Below are 15,636 nucleotides of genomic sequence, written 5' to 3' on the forward strand. Positions count from 1 at the left end.
GCCGACCAGCTGCAGTGGCAGTAAGCGACGCAGCTTAAACTCGCTGAAAAACTGTCTTGACCGATGGGTCCACTTTACTGTTTCTGTTTGCGTGCAGGGCCGATGGCGTGGCCAGTGCACTGGCGCGGATTTTCCGATTGCCTTGGTACGACCTGTTCAGTGAGTGCCAGTTTTTGTTTGGTATTGAGGGTTTACCACGCAAAGCCTTGTTGGACACAGCGGTTCCCTCGGTGAGCGCCCGGCTGGCCTCGGTTGATGCCGATGCAGGTGTGGTAGTGGATACGCAGCGGAGTAATACCTACACGCCGCGGCCTATGGTCTTGCCCGTCACGGAGTATCGCTCATGAGCACCTCCGATCTACTGCAGGTCATTGCGCTCAGCAGTGTACTGACATTGGCACTGGTTGTTTTTTTCAGGAGTTTCTCGCGTTCGCTTACGACACTGTTGCGAAGTTGCTTGCGGCCTCGTTACCTGAAGTCAAAAGGCCTGCGTCGTCGCGTGGCGGCAACCACGGTAAAGGGTGAGTCCGATGAGCCAGCTTAAAGTCATTCCGTCTCAGCCTGTACGACGCAACACCGGCTTGGGGGTGTGGAACGTTTATTTCCTGATCAAGTTCGTCATGCTCTGGATGGGGTACCTCAACCTGCAGATATTGCCCAATCTGGTCTTTGCCGCCTTTTTGTTGGTGCCTCTGAACAGTCGAAAGCTGGAGATCCTGCGCGCTATGATCGCGCTGCCAGTGGGGGTGATGCTGTTCTATCAGGACACCTGGTTACCGCCTTTGGCTAACGTGTTGAATCACCCGGGGCTGATGTCCTTCTCCACAGCGTATTTTCTCGAACTGGCGGGACGCTTTATCAATTGGAGTCTCTGTGGCTGGTTGCTCCTGGTGATGGTGCTGTACCGTCTTGTGCATCAGTGGTTACGGGTAACAACGTTTACCCTGATCGGTTTGGCCTGGTTGGGTGCTACAAGCTTGCTGGCCTTGCAGGCCCCCTCTGAGCAAGCCGTTGCGATGGTTGCCTCGCCAGGGGTTGCTACCAAGAAAGTAATGGTTGCCGATCCCGACAATGAAACCCTTAACCGCTACTTGCAGGATTTCTATACCACCGAAGCAACACGTCGTGTCGAGTTCAAACCGCCGATTACAGACTCACCGCCGTTCGACCTGCTGTTGATTAACGTGTGTTCGTTGGCCTGGGATGATATCGACACGGTGGGCCTGCGTGACAACCCGCTGTTCCAGCAGATGGATGTGGTATTCGACAACTTCAACTCGGTCACGTCTTACAGCGGGCCGGCAGCCATTCGCTTGTTGCGTGCCAGTTGCGGCCAAGCAAGCCATACCGCCTTGTACAAGACACCGCCAGAACAGTGCCTGTTGTTCGACGAGCTGAGCAAGTTGGGTTTTGCCAGTGAAGTGTTGCTTAACCACTCCGGTGAGTTCGAAGGTTTCATTGACAGGGTCCGCACTCAGGGTTCACTCCCGGCGCCTGCCGTGGATATCCATATGCTGAAGAACCCGATAGTCAGTTTTGAAGGCTCGCCTATCTGGCGTGATGGCGAGGTCCTGGATAAGTGGTGGCAGCACCGTGAAAGCGAGAGCCAGTCGCGTGTGGCGCTTTTTTACAACACCATTACCTTGCATGACGGTAACCGCATGCTCGCCGCCGACGGAAGCTCAAAGAGCGCCGACTATAAAGTGCGTGCGCAGATGCTGCTCAGTGACTTGAGCGGCTTCATCAAGCAACTGGAGCAAAGTGGCCGGCGCGTGGTGGTGGTGATTGTGCCTGAGCATGGTGCCGCCCTGCACGGTGACCGCATGCAGATTCCTGGCATGCGCGAAATTCCAAGCCCATCAATCACCCATGTACCCGTCGGTATCAAGCTGGTAGGGATGGGCGCCAGTCCACGCACCGGCCCCTTGCATATCAGTGAACCGAGCAGCTTTCTGGCCCTCTCGGAAATCATCAGCCGTCTCTATGTCGCGCAGGCCCAACCGCAGGGCCTTGACTTGACTACCTTGCTGACTGGCCTTCCGCAAACACCGGTGGTTTCAGAGAACGCTGGGACCGTAGTGCTTGAGTATGCCGGCCGACCTTATGTTCGAATCAAGGAGAATGGCGCATGGCTGCCTTACCCGCAGAAACTCAATTGAATTCGAAGGTGTTGTTGCGCTACGAGCACACTACCGACATTGCTCAGCTCAAGGTTTGCCTGCAATTACCTGAACTGGAGTATGTCGATGTTTCCGCTCAGCTTGAACTCAAGGGTGCATTGCAACGTTGGCCGTTGCTGGCGGCTGTCAGCGAGGTAGCGCAGCTCGAGGAACGGGTGTTGCCGCTCGAACGCCAGGAGGCGAAATGATTTCCCTGAGCGTACGCGGCGTACGCGGCGGGGTTGGCAACAGCTCGCTGCTGGCTGCCCTTGGCCATGCATTGCACCACCTCGGCCAGTCCGTCTTGTTGGTGGATATGTGTCCTGAGAATCTCCTGGGCTTGCATTTCAACCTGTCAGTTGGCGAGCGCGGTGGTTGGGCGCGTGCGCTGCTCGATGAGCAGAACTGGGAGGATCAGGCCTGGACGCTGCAACCGCAATTGTGCCTGCTGCCTTATGGACAGTTGGATCATCCAGAGCAACAGCAGGTTGAGCATCGTTTGTCTAAGGACCCTGACGTTTGGGCACGACGCCAGGCGGCCTTGGCCAAACATTTTGACTGGATGCTGTTCGACTTGCCTCAGCGTTTGCCCGGGCATGCGGAGGTCGGTAGTTGTGCATTACAGATTCAGGTCGCCGAAGCTGACGCGGCGTGCCACGTGCTGTTGCATCGCGCTGAAGCACTGGATGGCTATTTGTTGGTTAATCGATTCGAGCCCGCCAGTTTGCTTCAACGCGACCTGCTACTGATTTGGCGAAGGCTTTTTGGCGCACGAATGCTGCCATTGGCGGTCCACAATGATGAAGCCATGCGCGAGGCATTGGCGCTCCAGAAGCCGCTTGGGCAACATTCGCCTGCCAGCCTTGCGGCTCAGGATGTGCTCAGCCTTGCCACCTGGTGCCTGGCTCAACGCCAGGAACGACCATGATCACCCGTTGGTTTCCCTACGCTCATCTGCGCCAACGGCATGGTTGCAACCCGTTGGTGGCATTTCTGTTGGCGACAATGAACGCACTGGCCTGGCTGGTGCTGCCGCTTGAGTCGCCCGCCTGGCGAAGCGTGCTTGATCAGCCTATGCGCTGGTATCCGCACCTGGCCCGCAAGACGCCGAGCCTGGGTGACCCGATACGCTACACCATACAAAGCCTCTGGCTGCTACTGATTCGTCCGTTAGGGCGGGCGCCCCGTAAAGCCCGTGAGCCGGGGTTGCTGCAACGCCTGGTCGGGCTCTGCCGGCAGGGATGGGCGCGTGTCGTCGAGGTTCTGGAGCAGTTGCCCGAGCGTGTTGTACAGCGCACGCACCTGCATCAGGGGACACATTGGTGGGGCGGGCTAGGGCGCCCTGTTCGATACCTGCTTGATGGCGTGATTGCCGTGATAGCGCTTGGCTTGGCGCTGCTGTGCATCACCGAACCGTTTGGCCTGCTCAATCAGACGATTTTCGTCATTCTGCTCTGGGGATTGGCCATGCTGATTCGGCGCATCCCGGGGCGCCTCCCTACATTGATGCTGATCATGTTGTCGGTCATCGTATCCTGTCGTTACCTGTGGTGGCGCTACACCGCGACGCTGAACTGGGATAAACCATTCGACCTGGGCTGTGGTGTACTGCTACTGATGGCTGAAACCTACTCGTGGGTAGTGTTGATCCTGGGCTATATCCAGACCAGTTGGCCGCTTGAGCGCAAGCCGGTACAACTGCCTAGCGATGTGCGCTTGTGGCCGACAGTTGACCTGCTGATTCCCACCTACAACGAAGACCTTGCCGTGGTTCGAGGCACCGTTTACGCAGCACTGGGCATCGACTGGCCACGTGACAAACTCAAGATCTATATCCTGGATGATGGTCGGCGCGAGGTGTTTCGACAGTTCGCCGAGGAAGTGGGTGTCGGTTACATCGTTCGTGACGATAATACCCATGCCAAGGCTGGTAATCTCAATAATGCGTTGGGTCATATAAACGGCGAGCTGGTAACAATCTTCGACTGCGATCATTTGCCGGTGCGCTCATTTTTGCAGCTGACCGTGGGATGGTTCCTGCGTGACCCGAAGCTGGCGTTGGTACAAACCCCGCATCACTTTCTTTCGCCCGATCCATTTGAACGCAACCTGAACCTGTTCCGCCGCAGCCCTAATGAAGGCGAGCTGTTTTATGGGCTGGTCCAGGATGGCAATGACCTGTGGAATGCTGCATTTTTCTGCGGTTCGTGTGCCGTGCTACGGCGCTCTGCACTGGATGAGATTGGCGGTTTTGCCGTGGAGACGGTAACCGAAGATGCCCACACGTCGCTGCGTCTGCATCGTCATGGCTGGAACTCCGCTTACATACGTGTACCGCAAGCGGCCGGCCTGGCCACGGAAAGCCTGTCGGCGCATATTGGCCAGCGTATTCGCTGGGCGAGGGGCATGGCGCAGATTTTCCGCACCGACAACCCGTTGCTCGGGAAAGGCCTGACGCTCCTTCAGCGTATCTGTTACGCCAACGCAATGCTGCACTTTCTGGCCGGTCTGCCACGGTTGATTTTCCTCACTGCGCCACTGGCGTTCCTGCTCCTGCATGCCTACATCATTTATGCACCGGCGTTGATGATCCTGTTGTACGTATTGCCGCACATGGTTCACGCCAGCTTGACCACCTCCAGGATGCAGGGGGCTTATCGTCGGACATTCTGGGGCGAAGTCTACGAAACGGTGTTGTCGTGGTACATCGCCCGCCCGACCACCGTGGCACTGTTCAGCCCCAAGAAGGGCAAATTCAATGTCACGGCCAAGGGTGGCCTGATGGAAAACAATCAGTTTGACTGGCGCATTGCCAAACCGTACCTGATCCTTGCACTGCTCAACCTGGCAGGCCTGGTTTTCGCGGTCTGGCGTTTCATCTATGGCCCGGCAAACGAGTACAGCACGGTACTGATCAGTGGCACCTGGGTGGTCTATAACTTGCTCATTATTGGCGTTGCGGTCGCTGTGGCCGCCGAAGTGCGTCAGGTGCGCAGTACCCATCGGGTGCAGTCGAAACTGCCTGCGGCGGTGCGCCTGGAGAGCGGTCATTGCTATCCGGGGATTCTGCATGACTACTCCGACGGCGGGGCATGCATCAACGTCAATGCCGACCTTTCCCTGTCGCCAGGCGCGCGTATCTCGGTGCTGTTGCAACGTGGCGCCCGAGAATTTCTGTTTCCGGGCACCGTGACGCGTAGTCAGAAAGGCACCATCAGTATCCGTTTTGCCGAGATGTCGGTGCAGCAGAAAATTGACTTCGTGCAGTGCACATTCGCCCGCGCCGATGCCTGGTTGGGCTGGCGCGAGGCGTTCAAACCCGAGCAACCGTTGTACAGCTTTATCGGGATTCTAAAAATGGGTGGGCGCGGCTACAGGCGGCTGTTCAGCTATTTGCCTTCGTGGGCCTCGCGCTTGATCAATCCGGTCTTGCGTGTGTTGCGCTGGCTGGCAAGCTATCTGCCGCGCGTGCCGACCCATTCCCCCAGCACTTCTAGCGAACCGGTGACCACGCAATGAGCCGAACTCTCAGGACATTCTGCTTTACCAGCTTTCTGCTCCCGGCCCTCGGCTTCTGCCTGGCGCAGGCTGAACCTCTGACGCCACAGGCCTCGACACCGAATGAGGTGAGGTCATCACTGAACGGGCTTCCAAGTTGGAGCAAAACGCTCAGCTTCGAAAAGTTGGGGCGAAGTTCCGACAGCTTGTTGCTGGGTATTCACAACAGCGATCAGATTGTGTTCAGCATGCGTCATGACCGGATCGCCAGTGATGTTCGCTTGCAATTGGAGTACACGCCTTCACCGGCGCTGCTACCACTGGTCTCACACCTTCGGGTTTACCTCAATGATGTCCTGATGAGTGTGGTCCCCATCGCGAAAGACCAGCTAGGGCACAAGACAACTCAAGAGCTCATCCTTGATCCTCGCCTGGTCAGCGACTTCAATCGGGTGCGCCTGGAGTTCGTCGGGCACTATTCAGAGCTTTGCGAAGATCCCGCAAACAGTGCGTTATGGCTGAACGTCAGCCGTACCAGTCACTTGCTCATCCAGGAGCAGGCGCTGTCGCTGCAGAACGATCTGGCCTATTTTCCGATGCCGTTCTTTGATACGCGAGGGCAGGACCAGGCGATGGTAAACATGGTGTTCGCCGACTCCCCAACGTTGGGTGAACAGCGTGCAGCGGGCATATTGGCGTCTTACTTCGGTAGTTTGGCCGGTTGGCGTGGCACACAGTTTCCGGTGTTGTTTGACCAGTTGCCGGCGGTGGGCGAGCACAACAGGGCAATGCCCTCGATCGTCTTTGCCAGCAACGAACATCGGCCAAAAATGCTGGCAGACCTGCAAAAGTTCCCGCTGGTCCAGGCGCCATCCATTCAGATAATTGATAATCCCGCTGACGCTTACAGCAAGGTGCTGCTTGTGCTGGGGCGTAACGAAGACGACCTGGTCACTGCCGCGCAGACCCTCGCACTAGGGGGGGGATTGTTGAGTGGTTCGCAGATGACCTTGGACACGGTCCGGGACATACCGCGACGCCAGCCTTATGACGCGCCGAACTGGATGCGCACAGATCGCCCCGTGCGTTTCGCCGAACTGATCAAGTACCCCGAGCAACTGCAAGCCAGTGGCTTGCGGCCGCAGCCGATCAGCCTTGAAATGAAACTCCCGCCGGATCTTTTTTTCTGGCTCAATCGAGGCGTACCACTGGAAACGCGGTATCGCTACACCGTGCCATCAACCAATGATGCTTCGCAGCTCAATATCAGCCTGAACAATCAGTTCATCAGCAGTTTGCCGCTGGGTAAGAACAGCGGGGATGTGATCAAAGGCTTGAGCGCGATGGTGCTGTCCAGCGACTCGATCGACGCCAGCCACAAACTGTTGGTGCCGTCGTTAAAAATCGAAGACCGCAACACCCTGCGTTTTGACTTTAACTTTGCCAGTACCTTGAGCAGTGCCCAGAAGGGCCATTGCCAGACGTCCTTGCCGTCGACCAATCAGGTGCTGATCGACCAAGAGTCGACGATTGATCTTTCCGGCTATCATCACTACCTCCGGATGCCGGACCTGGGTGCCTTCGCCCGCAGCGGTTTCCCATTCAGCCGAATGGCCGACCTCTCGGAAACCATGGTGATGGTGCCCGCTCGCAGCGATGCCACACAGATCAGTACCTTGCTTGAAACCCTCGCATGGATTTCAGCGCAGTCTGGCCTACCGGCCTTCGGGTTGCGATTGTCAGACGACTGGAAAGCGGTCGCTAACATCGACGCGGATCTACTGGTGATGAGCCAGATGCCCCAGAACCTGCGCAAGAGCCAAGACCTGACTCAACTGCTCGACCATACGCGATCATCGATTCTGAATGCCTCACGCCAGCAGGCAGGTGGCGCGGGCATTGCGTATGCCGGTGAGTCTGCAGGTGAAGGCATCCCGGCATCTTCGATCGCCAATGCGCCACTGGCTGCGGTTATCGGGTTGCAGTCGCCATTCAATGCCCAGCGCAGCATTGTTGCCTTCCTGGCCAACAGTGATGAGGACCACCAACTGTTGCGTGATGTGCTCAACGACACTGGAAAACTGGACGCGATGACCGGTTCTGTGGTGTTGGTTCGTAGCAGTGGCGTTAGCGGCCAGCAGGTGGGGGACCAATATTTCGTCGGGCATCTGCCATGGTGGATGTTGGTGTGGTACCGACTTTCCGATCAACCTGCCGTACTCGCAGCGGTAACGAGTATGAGCATGCTGTTGGGGGCTTTCCTGCTGTGGCGCGTCCTGCAGTGGGTCGCACGTCGGCGTCTGGCGAACAAACCGTGAGGTTACTCAAGGACATGGGGGCGCTTGCACTGGCGTTGAGCGTTGTGGTGCCGGTCAGCGCCAGCGAATGCCTGTGGCCCGCCTGGGAGGGTTACAAGCACGCGCTGTTGAGTCAGGACGGGCGTGTCATTGATCGTTCCTCGAAGCAACACATTACGACCTCAGAGGGGCAGGGGTATGGGATGTTCTTTGCCCTGCTGGCCAATGATCGGGACAGCTTTGCTCAGTTGTTGCGCTGGACCCAGAACAACCTTGCCGAGGGTGATCTGAGCCGACACTTGCCGGCCTGGAAATGGGGCAAGGATCAGCACGGTCATTGGTCGGTGCTCGATACCAACAATGCCAGTGATGCCGACCTGTGGATCGCTTACAGCCTGCTTGAGGCCGGGCGCCTGTGGGGGCGGGAGGACTATGTGACGCTGGGGCGCAATATGCTCTGGCGCAGCGCCGCGCAAAGCCTGCGTAAACTGCCAGGTCTGGGTTTGATGCTATTACCTGGCGACACAGGTTTCGAGACTGCAGAGGGCTGGCGCCTGAACCCCAGTTACTTGCCGTTGCCGTTGCTCGCCCGGTTTTCCCTGGAGTCGCCGATTTGGGCTGAGCTGGCAGACAACACACGACGGATGTTGCTTGAGGGAACGCCCAAGGGCTTTGCCCCTGACTGGCTTCTCTGGCGCGAGGGGCAGGGCTGGAAGGTGGATGCTGTTAAAGGCAGTGAGGGTAGTTACGATGCGATCCGGGTGTACTTGTGGCTCGGTATGCTGGCGCCGGATGCCCCCGGACGAACCGATTTGCTCAAGCACTTCCTGCCGATGGTCGAGGTAAGCACTCGTGACGGCTTCCCTCCAGCGTCTGTCGACAGTGCAACCGGAGCTCACACCGGTATTGGCCCTGTTGGCTTTTCGGCAGCGCTGTTACCCTTGCTGGCCAGTGATCCGACGTCCGTCGCGGCGTTGCAGGCGCAGCGTCAGCGCCTGCATCAGGAGCCGCCTCAGGCCAATGCTTATTACAACCAGTCGCTGACAATGTTTGGTCAGGGGTGGGATGACCGTCGTTATCGATTCAACAAGGAGGGCCGGCTTGTGCCGAGCTGGGTTGATTCATGCAAAGAATAAGAACGTGGGGACTGTTGTTTAGCTGTCTATCGGGTGCAGCGCTGGCCCAACCAATGAGTAGCAATGATCAGCAGCAGTGGTTATTGGAGCAAGTCCGTATTGGCGAGGCGTCTTACCGTGAAGACTTGGTGCGTGACTCCTTGGCACGTCTGGAGTTGATCGCGCCCAACGACCCTGAAGTGCTGCTGGCCAAGGTGCGTCAGGCGTTGCAGCAAAAAAATCCAGCGCTGGCAGAGGCGCGCGTGGCGCAGTTACGCAGCCAGGCGCCAGGTTCCCCGCAACTGCAGCATGCTGAGGACCTGCTGATGCTGCAAACGCCGGAAGGGCAGAAGCGCTTGCAGGAAGCACGCTTGCTGGCGGCGGCGGGGCGCGCTGAAGAGTCGGCCAAACTCTATGAGCAACTGTTCGACAAGGGCCCGCCCGATTTCATTACAACCATGGAATTCTGGAGTGTTCGCAGCAATATCCCAGCCCAGCGCGATATGGCTATTGAGCACTTGTATGAACTGGATCAGCAGTACCCAGGCAATGTCGAATTGCAAAAGCTGATGGGCAGGCTGCTGACTGCGCAAAAACGTGATGCGGAACGCGAGTACAAAGCGCTGTTGGATATGCCGATGGGCAGTGAAAGTGCGCAGGCCTGGCAAGGCTTCATCGAGCACTACCGTCATTTGCCGATCAAGGAAGATGCCCGAAACCAACTGCAGCGCCAGCAGCAACTGCTGGGCGATCCTGCCTGGCGTGCTGGTATAACCGGCAAGAAGCTGGTTGATGAGGGGAAAAACGCCAATGCCGAAGCGGACTTGCGTCGTGCCTTGATCAAGTATCCCGAGGACCCCAGCCTGCATGGGGCCCTGGGTATTGCCCTGATGCGTCAGAAAAAGTACGAAGGCGCATATGACGCATTTTCCAGTGCGTTGAGCAAAGAGCAGGATTCCCGTTGGATCAGCAAGTGGGCCGATCTCAAGACAGCCAACTATCAATGGATGCTGTTACAGAAAGGCGATGCCGCATTAGAGCGAAAGGAGTACAGCGCCGCTCAGGGCTTTTACCAACGTGCCCATGATGCCAAGCCCGGCGATGCCGATGCCCTGGTCGGGCTGGCTGCTGTCGCCCGTGCGCAACAGCATGATGCGCAAGCTGAAGCACTGCTGCTCAAGGCGCGTAAACTCGAGCCTGGCAATGGCAGTGTCGTGCGTGCACTGGTGAGGCTGTACCAATCACAATCGCCGGGCAAGGCAGAAGCCTTTCTCGACAGCCTGTCGCCGTCCGAACAGCGAGAGTTTGCCGCCTTGCGCGATAGCCTGGCGCTGGATCGGCTCAAGGAGCAGGCCGATGCGGCGGCACAGCGTGCCGACTGGGCACAGGTGGCTGCTTCATTGAGCAAGGCCAGGGTATTGGCGCCAGACGATCCGTGGTTGACCTATCGTTTGGCCAACAGTCAGCGTGAGTTGGGGCAACGCGCAGCTGCCGATGACAGTTTCCGTCAATTGTTGCAGCGCAAGGGGCAGGACAGCGAAACCCGCTACGCCCATGCCCTCTACCTGGCCAGTGATTCGCGCGATGCCGAGGCTCAGGATTCGCTCTCGAAAATACCCGTATCGGCATGGACCGATAACATGCACGAACTGGCCAACCGGTTGCGTCGTCGCCAGCTGCAAGCCCAGGTCTCGGCGCTGCGTGAGCGCGGTCAGGAAGATCAGGCTGAGGCTTTGTTGCTGCGTTCAGCCACGGTTGACGACTACGCGACGCTGGCTGACTGGTCATTGCAGCGGGGCGAGTATGCCAAGGCTCAACGTTACTATCGGACTGTTCTGGAGAAGGAACCACAGAACGCCGACGCTCAGCTGGGGATGATCGAAACCCTGATCGCCAGTGGCCAAAAGGCATCGGCGCGTCAAGCACTGCAATCACTCAAGCCTTCCCAGGACGCGGCGTATCAGCGTCGGCTGGCCAATGCCTGGGCTGCGGTGGGCGAGCGTGAAAAGGCCAATGCGGTGTTCGCCCAGTTGATGAAGACACCACAGACCGAGCCCGTGATATACCGCGATGCGGCTCGTTCGATAGCCAAGGATAACCCTCAGCAGGCGCTGGACTATTACGCACGGGGCATGGCGGCAGCTGGCATGCTGACCCCCGAACAAGCCGTACCAAGGGATGATCGAGCCCTGACCTTGGCGAGCCGCGAGCAAGACGGCGATGATTGGTTGGCAAGCAGCTTGCGCAGTGATGTCGACAAGCTGTACCAACAGACGAGCCCGACGATCACCCTTTACCACGACTACCTCTGGCGTACCGACAACTCAGCGTCAGGTATCTCCGATCTGGTGACCCAGACCAGCATCGTGCGGGTTGATACGCCGCTGCTTGAAGGGCACGGCTTCCTGCAGGCGGAAAACATTGACCTGAATGCCGACAGCTTCAAGACCAACGCCGATGGACGTACCACGACGGACTTTGGCACCTGTTCGGCACAGTTGCGTAGACAGAGTACCGGAGCCGTGTTGCCCAAGGGGTGCGTGAACGAATCGCAAAGTGTCAGTGGCCCTGCCATGGCACTGGGCTGGAACAACGCTCAATGGTCTTTCGACCTTGGCCGTACGCCGGACACGTTTGAAATTCCCAATTGGCTGGGGGGCGTCAGCTACGGCAGTGATTGGCACACACTCGGCTGGCGGTTGACTGCCTCGCGGCGGCCCGTTTCCAACTCTGTGGTGTCGTATTCCGGCGCTGTCGACCCTAATACCGGGATTCGTTGGGGTGGCGTTACATCCAATGGGTTGACCCTGAGCCTGAGCCACGACCAGGGAGGGGTTGACGGTATATGGGCCAGCCTTGGTAGCTACTGGCTACGTGGTAAAAATGTCGAGAACAACCAGAAGCGCTCGGCGATGGCAGGTTACTATTACCGGCTGATCGATCGCGCCGATGAGCGCCTGCGTACCGGGTTGACCCTGATGTACTGGGGTTACGATAACAACCAGGACGAATACACTCTGGGTAACGGTGGGTACTACAGCCCGCAGAAGTACTACTCAGTGAGCGTTCCGCTGAACTATAACTGGCGCAACAGCGACTGGTCGGTGCGTCTTGAAAGCTCGGTGGGCTGGTCTTACGCCAATACTGATGCCAGCTCCAGTTCCAAGCTTCAGAGCTTGGTACGCAACGCAGGTTATGACGTGCTGAACGGCAGCAGCCTGACGTCGAGCTCGGGTAGCAGCAGCGGCTCCAGCATCCGCCTCCAGGGCTTGTTCGAGCGTCGGCTCACGGATCACATGGTCCTCGGGTCGGGCATTACCTGGCAGCACAGCGACGCTTACGCGCCCAGTACGGTCGTTCTCTACCTGCGCTACAGCTTCGATGTCTGGCAAGGTAACCTGCCGTTACCGATAGAGCCGGTGACACCTTACGCTGACTTCCGTTAGTCGTCGCGCGAACAGCCGTTCTGCCCCTTGTGATCTGCGACGCTAGTCGCAGATCATTCATCTGCATTTTTAAACGCTTCTAGACTGCTGGTTTGCGCCAAGTCACCTGTTGCCACAGGTGATAAAGCGCTCGCGTCCCATAAGGAAAATTTCCTGGAGGCAGGTTAATATCGAGCTAAATCAAATTAATAACATCCGCTAATGCAACTTGCCATCATCTACAGGGAAGCCAAGTGAGTAAACGTCCTACCAGGACAGGATTGCGTCAATGGATATGGCGAGCATTTGTGCAAAGCGCGTTGATTCCGCTGGTGTTGGTGGAAACGATACTGATCGCTTGCTATATGTTCAGTAACCAAGCCGTTCGCGAATCCCAACTCGAGTACCTGGAGCACAATGCAGTCGACAGCCTCAGCGCTACCGCCGAGCAAAATGCACGTATTGTTCAAGACCAGCTCGGGCATATTGCCGGCATCACGGGCATGTTCGCGCAAATGACAGCCAACGCATTGCGTACCCCTGCTCAGGGAGCAATGGAAAGCCTGGAACGCACGTCGGGCGGGGCGCTCTTCAGCCCGCACGACCTAGGTGGAGCGGCGTCCTTCTACTCGTCTGTAACGCCCCCTTCGCGCCAGGACCTGAACAAGGTCAGGCGACTGGCTCAACTTGATCCGTTGATGCGTGAAATCAAGCGTCACGAGCCGCTGGTGGCGAGCCTTTACTTCAATAGTTGGGACAGCTACAACCGCATCTACCCCTGGATTCGCGCTGACCAGCAGTACCCACATGATATGCAGATTCCAAGGTACAACTTTTACTACCTTGCCGATGCCGCACGTAATCCGCAGCGCGCTACTCGCTGGACCGATGTCTACCTTGACCCGGCAGGGCATGGTTGGATGATGTCGGCGATCCAGCCGGTCTACGCAGGAGACTTCCTCGAAGGCGTTGTGGGCCTGGATATTACGGTGGGCGGCATCCTCGATGAGATCGGCAAGCTCAAGGTGCCGTGGGGCGGCTACCTGATGCTGGTCAGCGGCGACATGAAGATCATGGCGCTGCCGCCTGATGCAGAGCATGAATTCGCGTTGCGTGAGGCCCCCTCGCAGGACACGCTGAAAGCACTGCAAGGCGATCACTTGAGGTCTGACGATTTCAGCCTGACGCAGCGAGCGGATTTCAATGACCTTGTGGGGGCGCTCACCCGGCAGAGCAACGGCAATACCGAGGTGACTCTGAGCGGCCGGCCGCACTTGGTCGCCTGGAGTGAAATACATCCAGCCGGCTGGCGTTTGCTGGCGATTGCCGACAAGCGGGAGGTCATGGCCGCGACCAACAATCTGGCCAGCCACTACCGCAACATCGGCTATTTGATGATTGTCGGGTTGGTGGTGTTCTATCTCGGGTTCTTCACGTTCATGTGGGTTCGTGCCCGCACGCTCAGCGAACGGCTGCGCCGTCCCATCGGTGACATTGGTGAGATGTTGCGGCAGATCGGTCGCGGCGTATGGCATCCACAACGTGCCGCGTCGGATATTCAAGAGTTGGACGACATGGCCGGTGATGTGCTGTCCATGGGCAAGCAACTTGCTGCCAGCGAGGCACAACGTAACACGGCCCAGCAGCACCTGAACCTGGTCGTGGAGAGCATAACCGCAGGTCTGTGGGAGTATCGTCTTGAGGACGACGTTCTGTTGCTGCACGGTGAGCTCTGCCAACGCTTCAACCTTGCGGGCTCAGCGCTGACGCGAGCGGCCTTCCATCGTCACGTCTATGCTGAGGATATCCCGGCCCTGGACAAGGCGTTGGATGCACTTAGCCAGGGGCACACGTCGCGAGTCGATCTGGAACTGCGCCTGTTGCGGGCGGATGGAACGCCGCTCTGGTTGCTTTGCCGGGGCCGTCTGATTGATGAGAATGGCGCTGAGGCACGTGTTGCAGCAGGAACCTTCGTCGACATCGATACCCTCAAACAGGTGGAAGAGGATCTGCGTCGCCGCACATTGGAGGCGCAGGCCGCAAGCCAGGCCAAGTCGCGCTTCATCTCCAGCATGAGCCATGAGCTGCGTACACCGCTCAATGCCATTTACGGTTTCGCCCAGTTACTCCGCATGCAGGCGGATGAACAACAGGCCGAGGCGCAGCCACTGAACGAAATCCTTGGGGCCAGCGAGCACCTCACGCATCTGGTCAACGACTTGTTGGACTGGTCTAGCCTTCAGGCCGAGACACCGCGCCTGCAACTGCAGGCCGTTGAGGTGACTGGCCTGATGCGCGAGTGTGCCGAAATGGTCCGCTCCCAGGCCGAGGCTGCCGGGTTGCACCTGGTGCTACAGCCGACGCAAGGTTCACTGAGTGTGCTGGCTGATGCCCGACGTTTGCGTCAGGTCCTGCTTAATCTGCTGTCCAACGCGATCAAGTACAACCGCCCTGAAGGGCGCCTGCTAATGGGCGTGGAAACCTGTGGTGATCGGGTTCGGTTGTTTGTCGAGGACGGCGGGTACGGTATTGCCCCGGAGTTGCAGCATGCGCTGTACGAGCCCTTTCAGCGGCTTGGAAAGGAAAACACGACCATTCAGGGCACAGGTATTGGCCTGGCGTTATGTCGCGAGCTTGCTGAACTGATGGGCGCACGTATGGGGCTGTGCAGTGAGCCAGGTGTTGGCAGCCGCTTCTGGATCGATTTGGCCCATGCCAATGCCCGCCCGGCACCTGCGCCGCGGTTGTACTACGTGGGTGACGACGATATCACCCGCCACCGCATTGACACTGCGCTTCAGGGAATGGTGACGCTGGATGCCGGGAGCATCGCCGAGTGCTTGTCACAGGTTCGAGCCCAGGGGGCTCCGGCCATACTGCTGGTCGATTGCGACCGGCAGGGCAGCGAGCTCGGCGAAGCACTGCAACAACTGCGATGTTTGCCCGGTGGCGATGGGATGCTTGTGATTCTGCTGGGTTCTTGCCCCAGGTCATTGGCGATGCTGGGGTGTGAGTTTCAGGCGGCACTCAAGCAACCTCTCGCGTCGGATGAGCTGCGAGTGTTGGTCAGCACACTGCTGCAACAGGAGCGTCTGGATGTTCACTGATGTGCCCACGGATACTCGCATTGTCATTATCGACG

The 15,636-nt window shown here is 58.2% G+C and carries 10 protein-coding genes; all 10 read left to right on the forward strand.

All coding sequences use genetic code 11. From position 1 onward, the window contains the following. The first annotated feature begins 56 nt into the window (after positions 1-56). The 10 genes from EKA13_RS14080 (at position 57) to EKA13_RS14125 (ending at position 15,601) form a co-directional block, all read left to right on the forward strand. Complete coding sequence (locus EKA13_RS14080; RefSeq protein ID WP_125862934.1) at positions 57-347, forward strand: BcsE family c-di-GMP-binding protein; 291 nt, start codon at positions 57-59, stop codon at positions 345-347. Continuing rightward, positions 344-544 carry a cellulose biosynthesis protein BcsF gene (gene bcsF, locus EKA13_RS28870; RefSeq protein ID WP_065760017.1) on the forward strand — a complete coding sequence of 67 codons (201 nt, stop codon included), beginning with the start codon at positions 344-346 and terminating at the stop codon, positions 542-544. Before EKA13_RS14080 ends, bcsF begins: the two co-directional genes overlap by 4 nt. Further along, positions 531-2,159 (forward strand): cellulose biosynthesis protein BcsG, encoded by a 1,629-nt coding sequence (gene bcsG, locus EKA13_RS14090; protein ID WP_065760018.1) that lies wholly within the window; start codon positions 531-533, stop codon positions 2,157-2,159. The genes bcsF and bcsG overlap by 14 nt, the downstream gene beginning before the upstream one ends. Next, complete coding sequence (gene bcsR / locus EKA13_RS14095; RefSeq protein WP_065760019.1) at positions 2,129-2,368, forward strand: cellulose biosynthesis protein BcsR; 240 nt, start codon at positions 2,129-2,131, stop codon at positions 2,366-2,368. Before bcsG ends, bcsR begins: the two co-directional genes overlap by 31 nt. Continuing rightward, entirely contained in the window at positions 2,365-3,087 is a 723-nt protein-coding gene (bcsQ, locus tag EKA13_RS14100) for a cellulose biosynthesis protein BcsQ (protein ID WP_065760020.1), read from the forward strand. The genes bcsR and bcsQ overlap by 4 nt, the downstream gene beginning before the upstream one ends. After that, entirely contained in the window at positions 3,084-5,678 is a 2,595-nt protein-coding gene (bcsA, locus tag EKA13_RS14105) for a UDP-forming cellulose synthase catalytic subunit (RefSeq protein ID WP_065760021.1), read from the forward strand. Before bcsQ ends, bcsA begins: the two co-directional genes overlap by 4 nt. Beyond that, positions 5,675-7,975 (forward strand): cellulose biosynthesis cyclic di-GMP-binding regulatory protein BcsB, encoded by a 2,301-nt coding sequence (gene bcsB, locus EKA13_RS14110; protein WP_065760022.1) that lies wholly within the window; start codon positions 5,675-5,677, stop codon positions 7,973-7,975. The genes bcsA and bcsB overlap by 4 nt, the downstream gene beginning before the upstream one ends. 14 nt (positions 7,976-7,989) lie before the next feature. Further along, entirely contained in the window at positions 7,990-9,090 is a 1,101-nt protein-coding gene (bcsZ, locus tag EKA13_RS14115) for a cellulose synthase complex periplasmic endoglucanase BcsZ (protein WP_065760023.1), read from the forward strand. Further along, positions 9,078-12,515: a cellulose synthase complex outer membrane protein BcsC gene (gene bcsC / locus EKA13_RS14120; RefSeq protein ID WP_065760024.1), complete on the forward strand. Its 3,438-nt coding sequence runs from the start codon at positions 9,078-9,080 to the stop codon at positions 12,513-12,515. The genes bcsZ and bcsC overlap by 13 nt, the downstream gene beginning before the upstream one ends. Before the next feature lie 287 nt (positions 12,516-12,802). After that, the gene (locus tag EKA13_RS14125; RefSeq protein ID WP_083199815.1) at positions 12,803-15,601 is read left to right on the forward strand and encodes a sensor histidine kinase; all 2,799 of its coding nucleotides are present in this window, start codon (positions 12,803-12,805) and stop codon (positions 15,599-15,601) included. The last annotated feature ends 35 nt before the right edge of the window (positions 15,602-15,636 follow it).

The organism is Pseudomonas defluvii (assembly GCF_001695625.1).
GTDB lineage: Bacteria > Pseudomonadota > Gammaproteobacteria > Pseudomonadales > Pseudomonadaceae > Aquipseudomonas > Aquipseudomonas defluvii.

Coding starts and splice junctions, on each gene's coding strand:
- bcsF (WP_065760017.1), top strand. CDS start 344: ATGAGCACCTCCGATCTACTGCAGGTCATTGCGCTCAGCAGTGTACTG.
- bcsG (WP_065760018.1), top strand. CDS start 531: ATGAGCCAGCTTAAAGTCATTCCGTCTCAGCCTGTACGACGCAACACC.
- bcsR (WP_065760019.1), top strand. CDS start 2,129: ATGGCTGCCTTACCCGCAGAAACTCAATTGAATTCGAAGGTGTTGTTG.
- bcsQ (WP_065760020.1), top strand. CDS start 2,365: ATGATTTCCCTGAGCGTACGCGGCGTACGCGGCGGGGTTGGCAACAGC.
- bcsA (WP_065760021.1), top strand. CDS start 3,084: ATGATCACCCGTTGGTTTCCCTACGCTCATCTGCGCCAACGGCATGGT.
- bcsB (WP_065760022.1), top strand. CDS start 5,675: ATGAGCCGAACTCTCAGGACATTCTGCTTTACCAGCTTTCTGCTCCCG.
- bcsZ (WP_065760023.1), top strand. CDS start 7,990: ATGGGGGCGCTTGCACTGGCGTTGAGCGTTGTGGTGCCGGTCAGCGCC.
- bcsC (WP_065760024.1), top strand. CDS start 9,078: ATGCAAAGAATAAGAACGTGGGGACTGTTGTTTAGCTGTCTATCGGGT.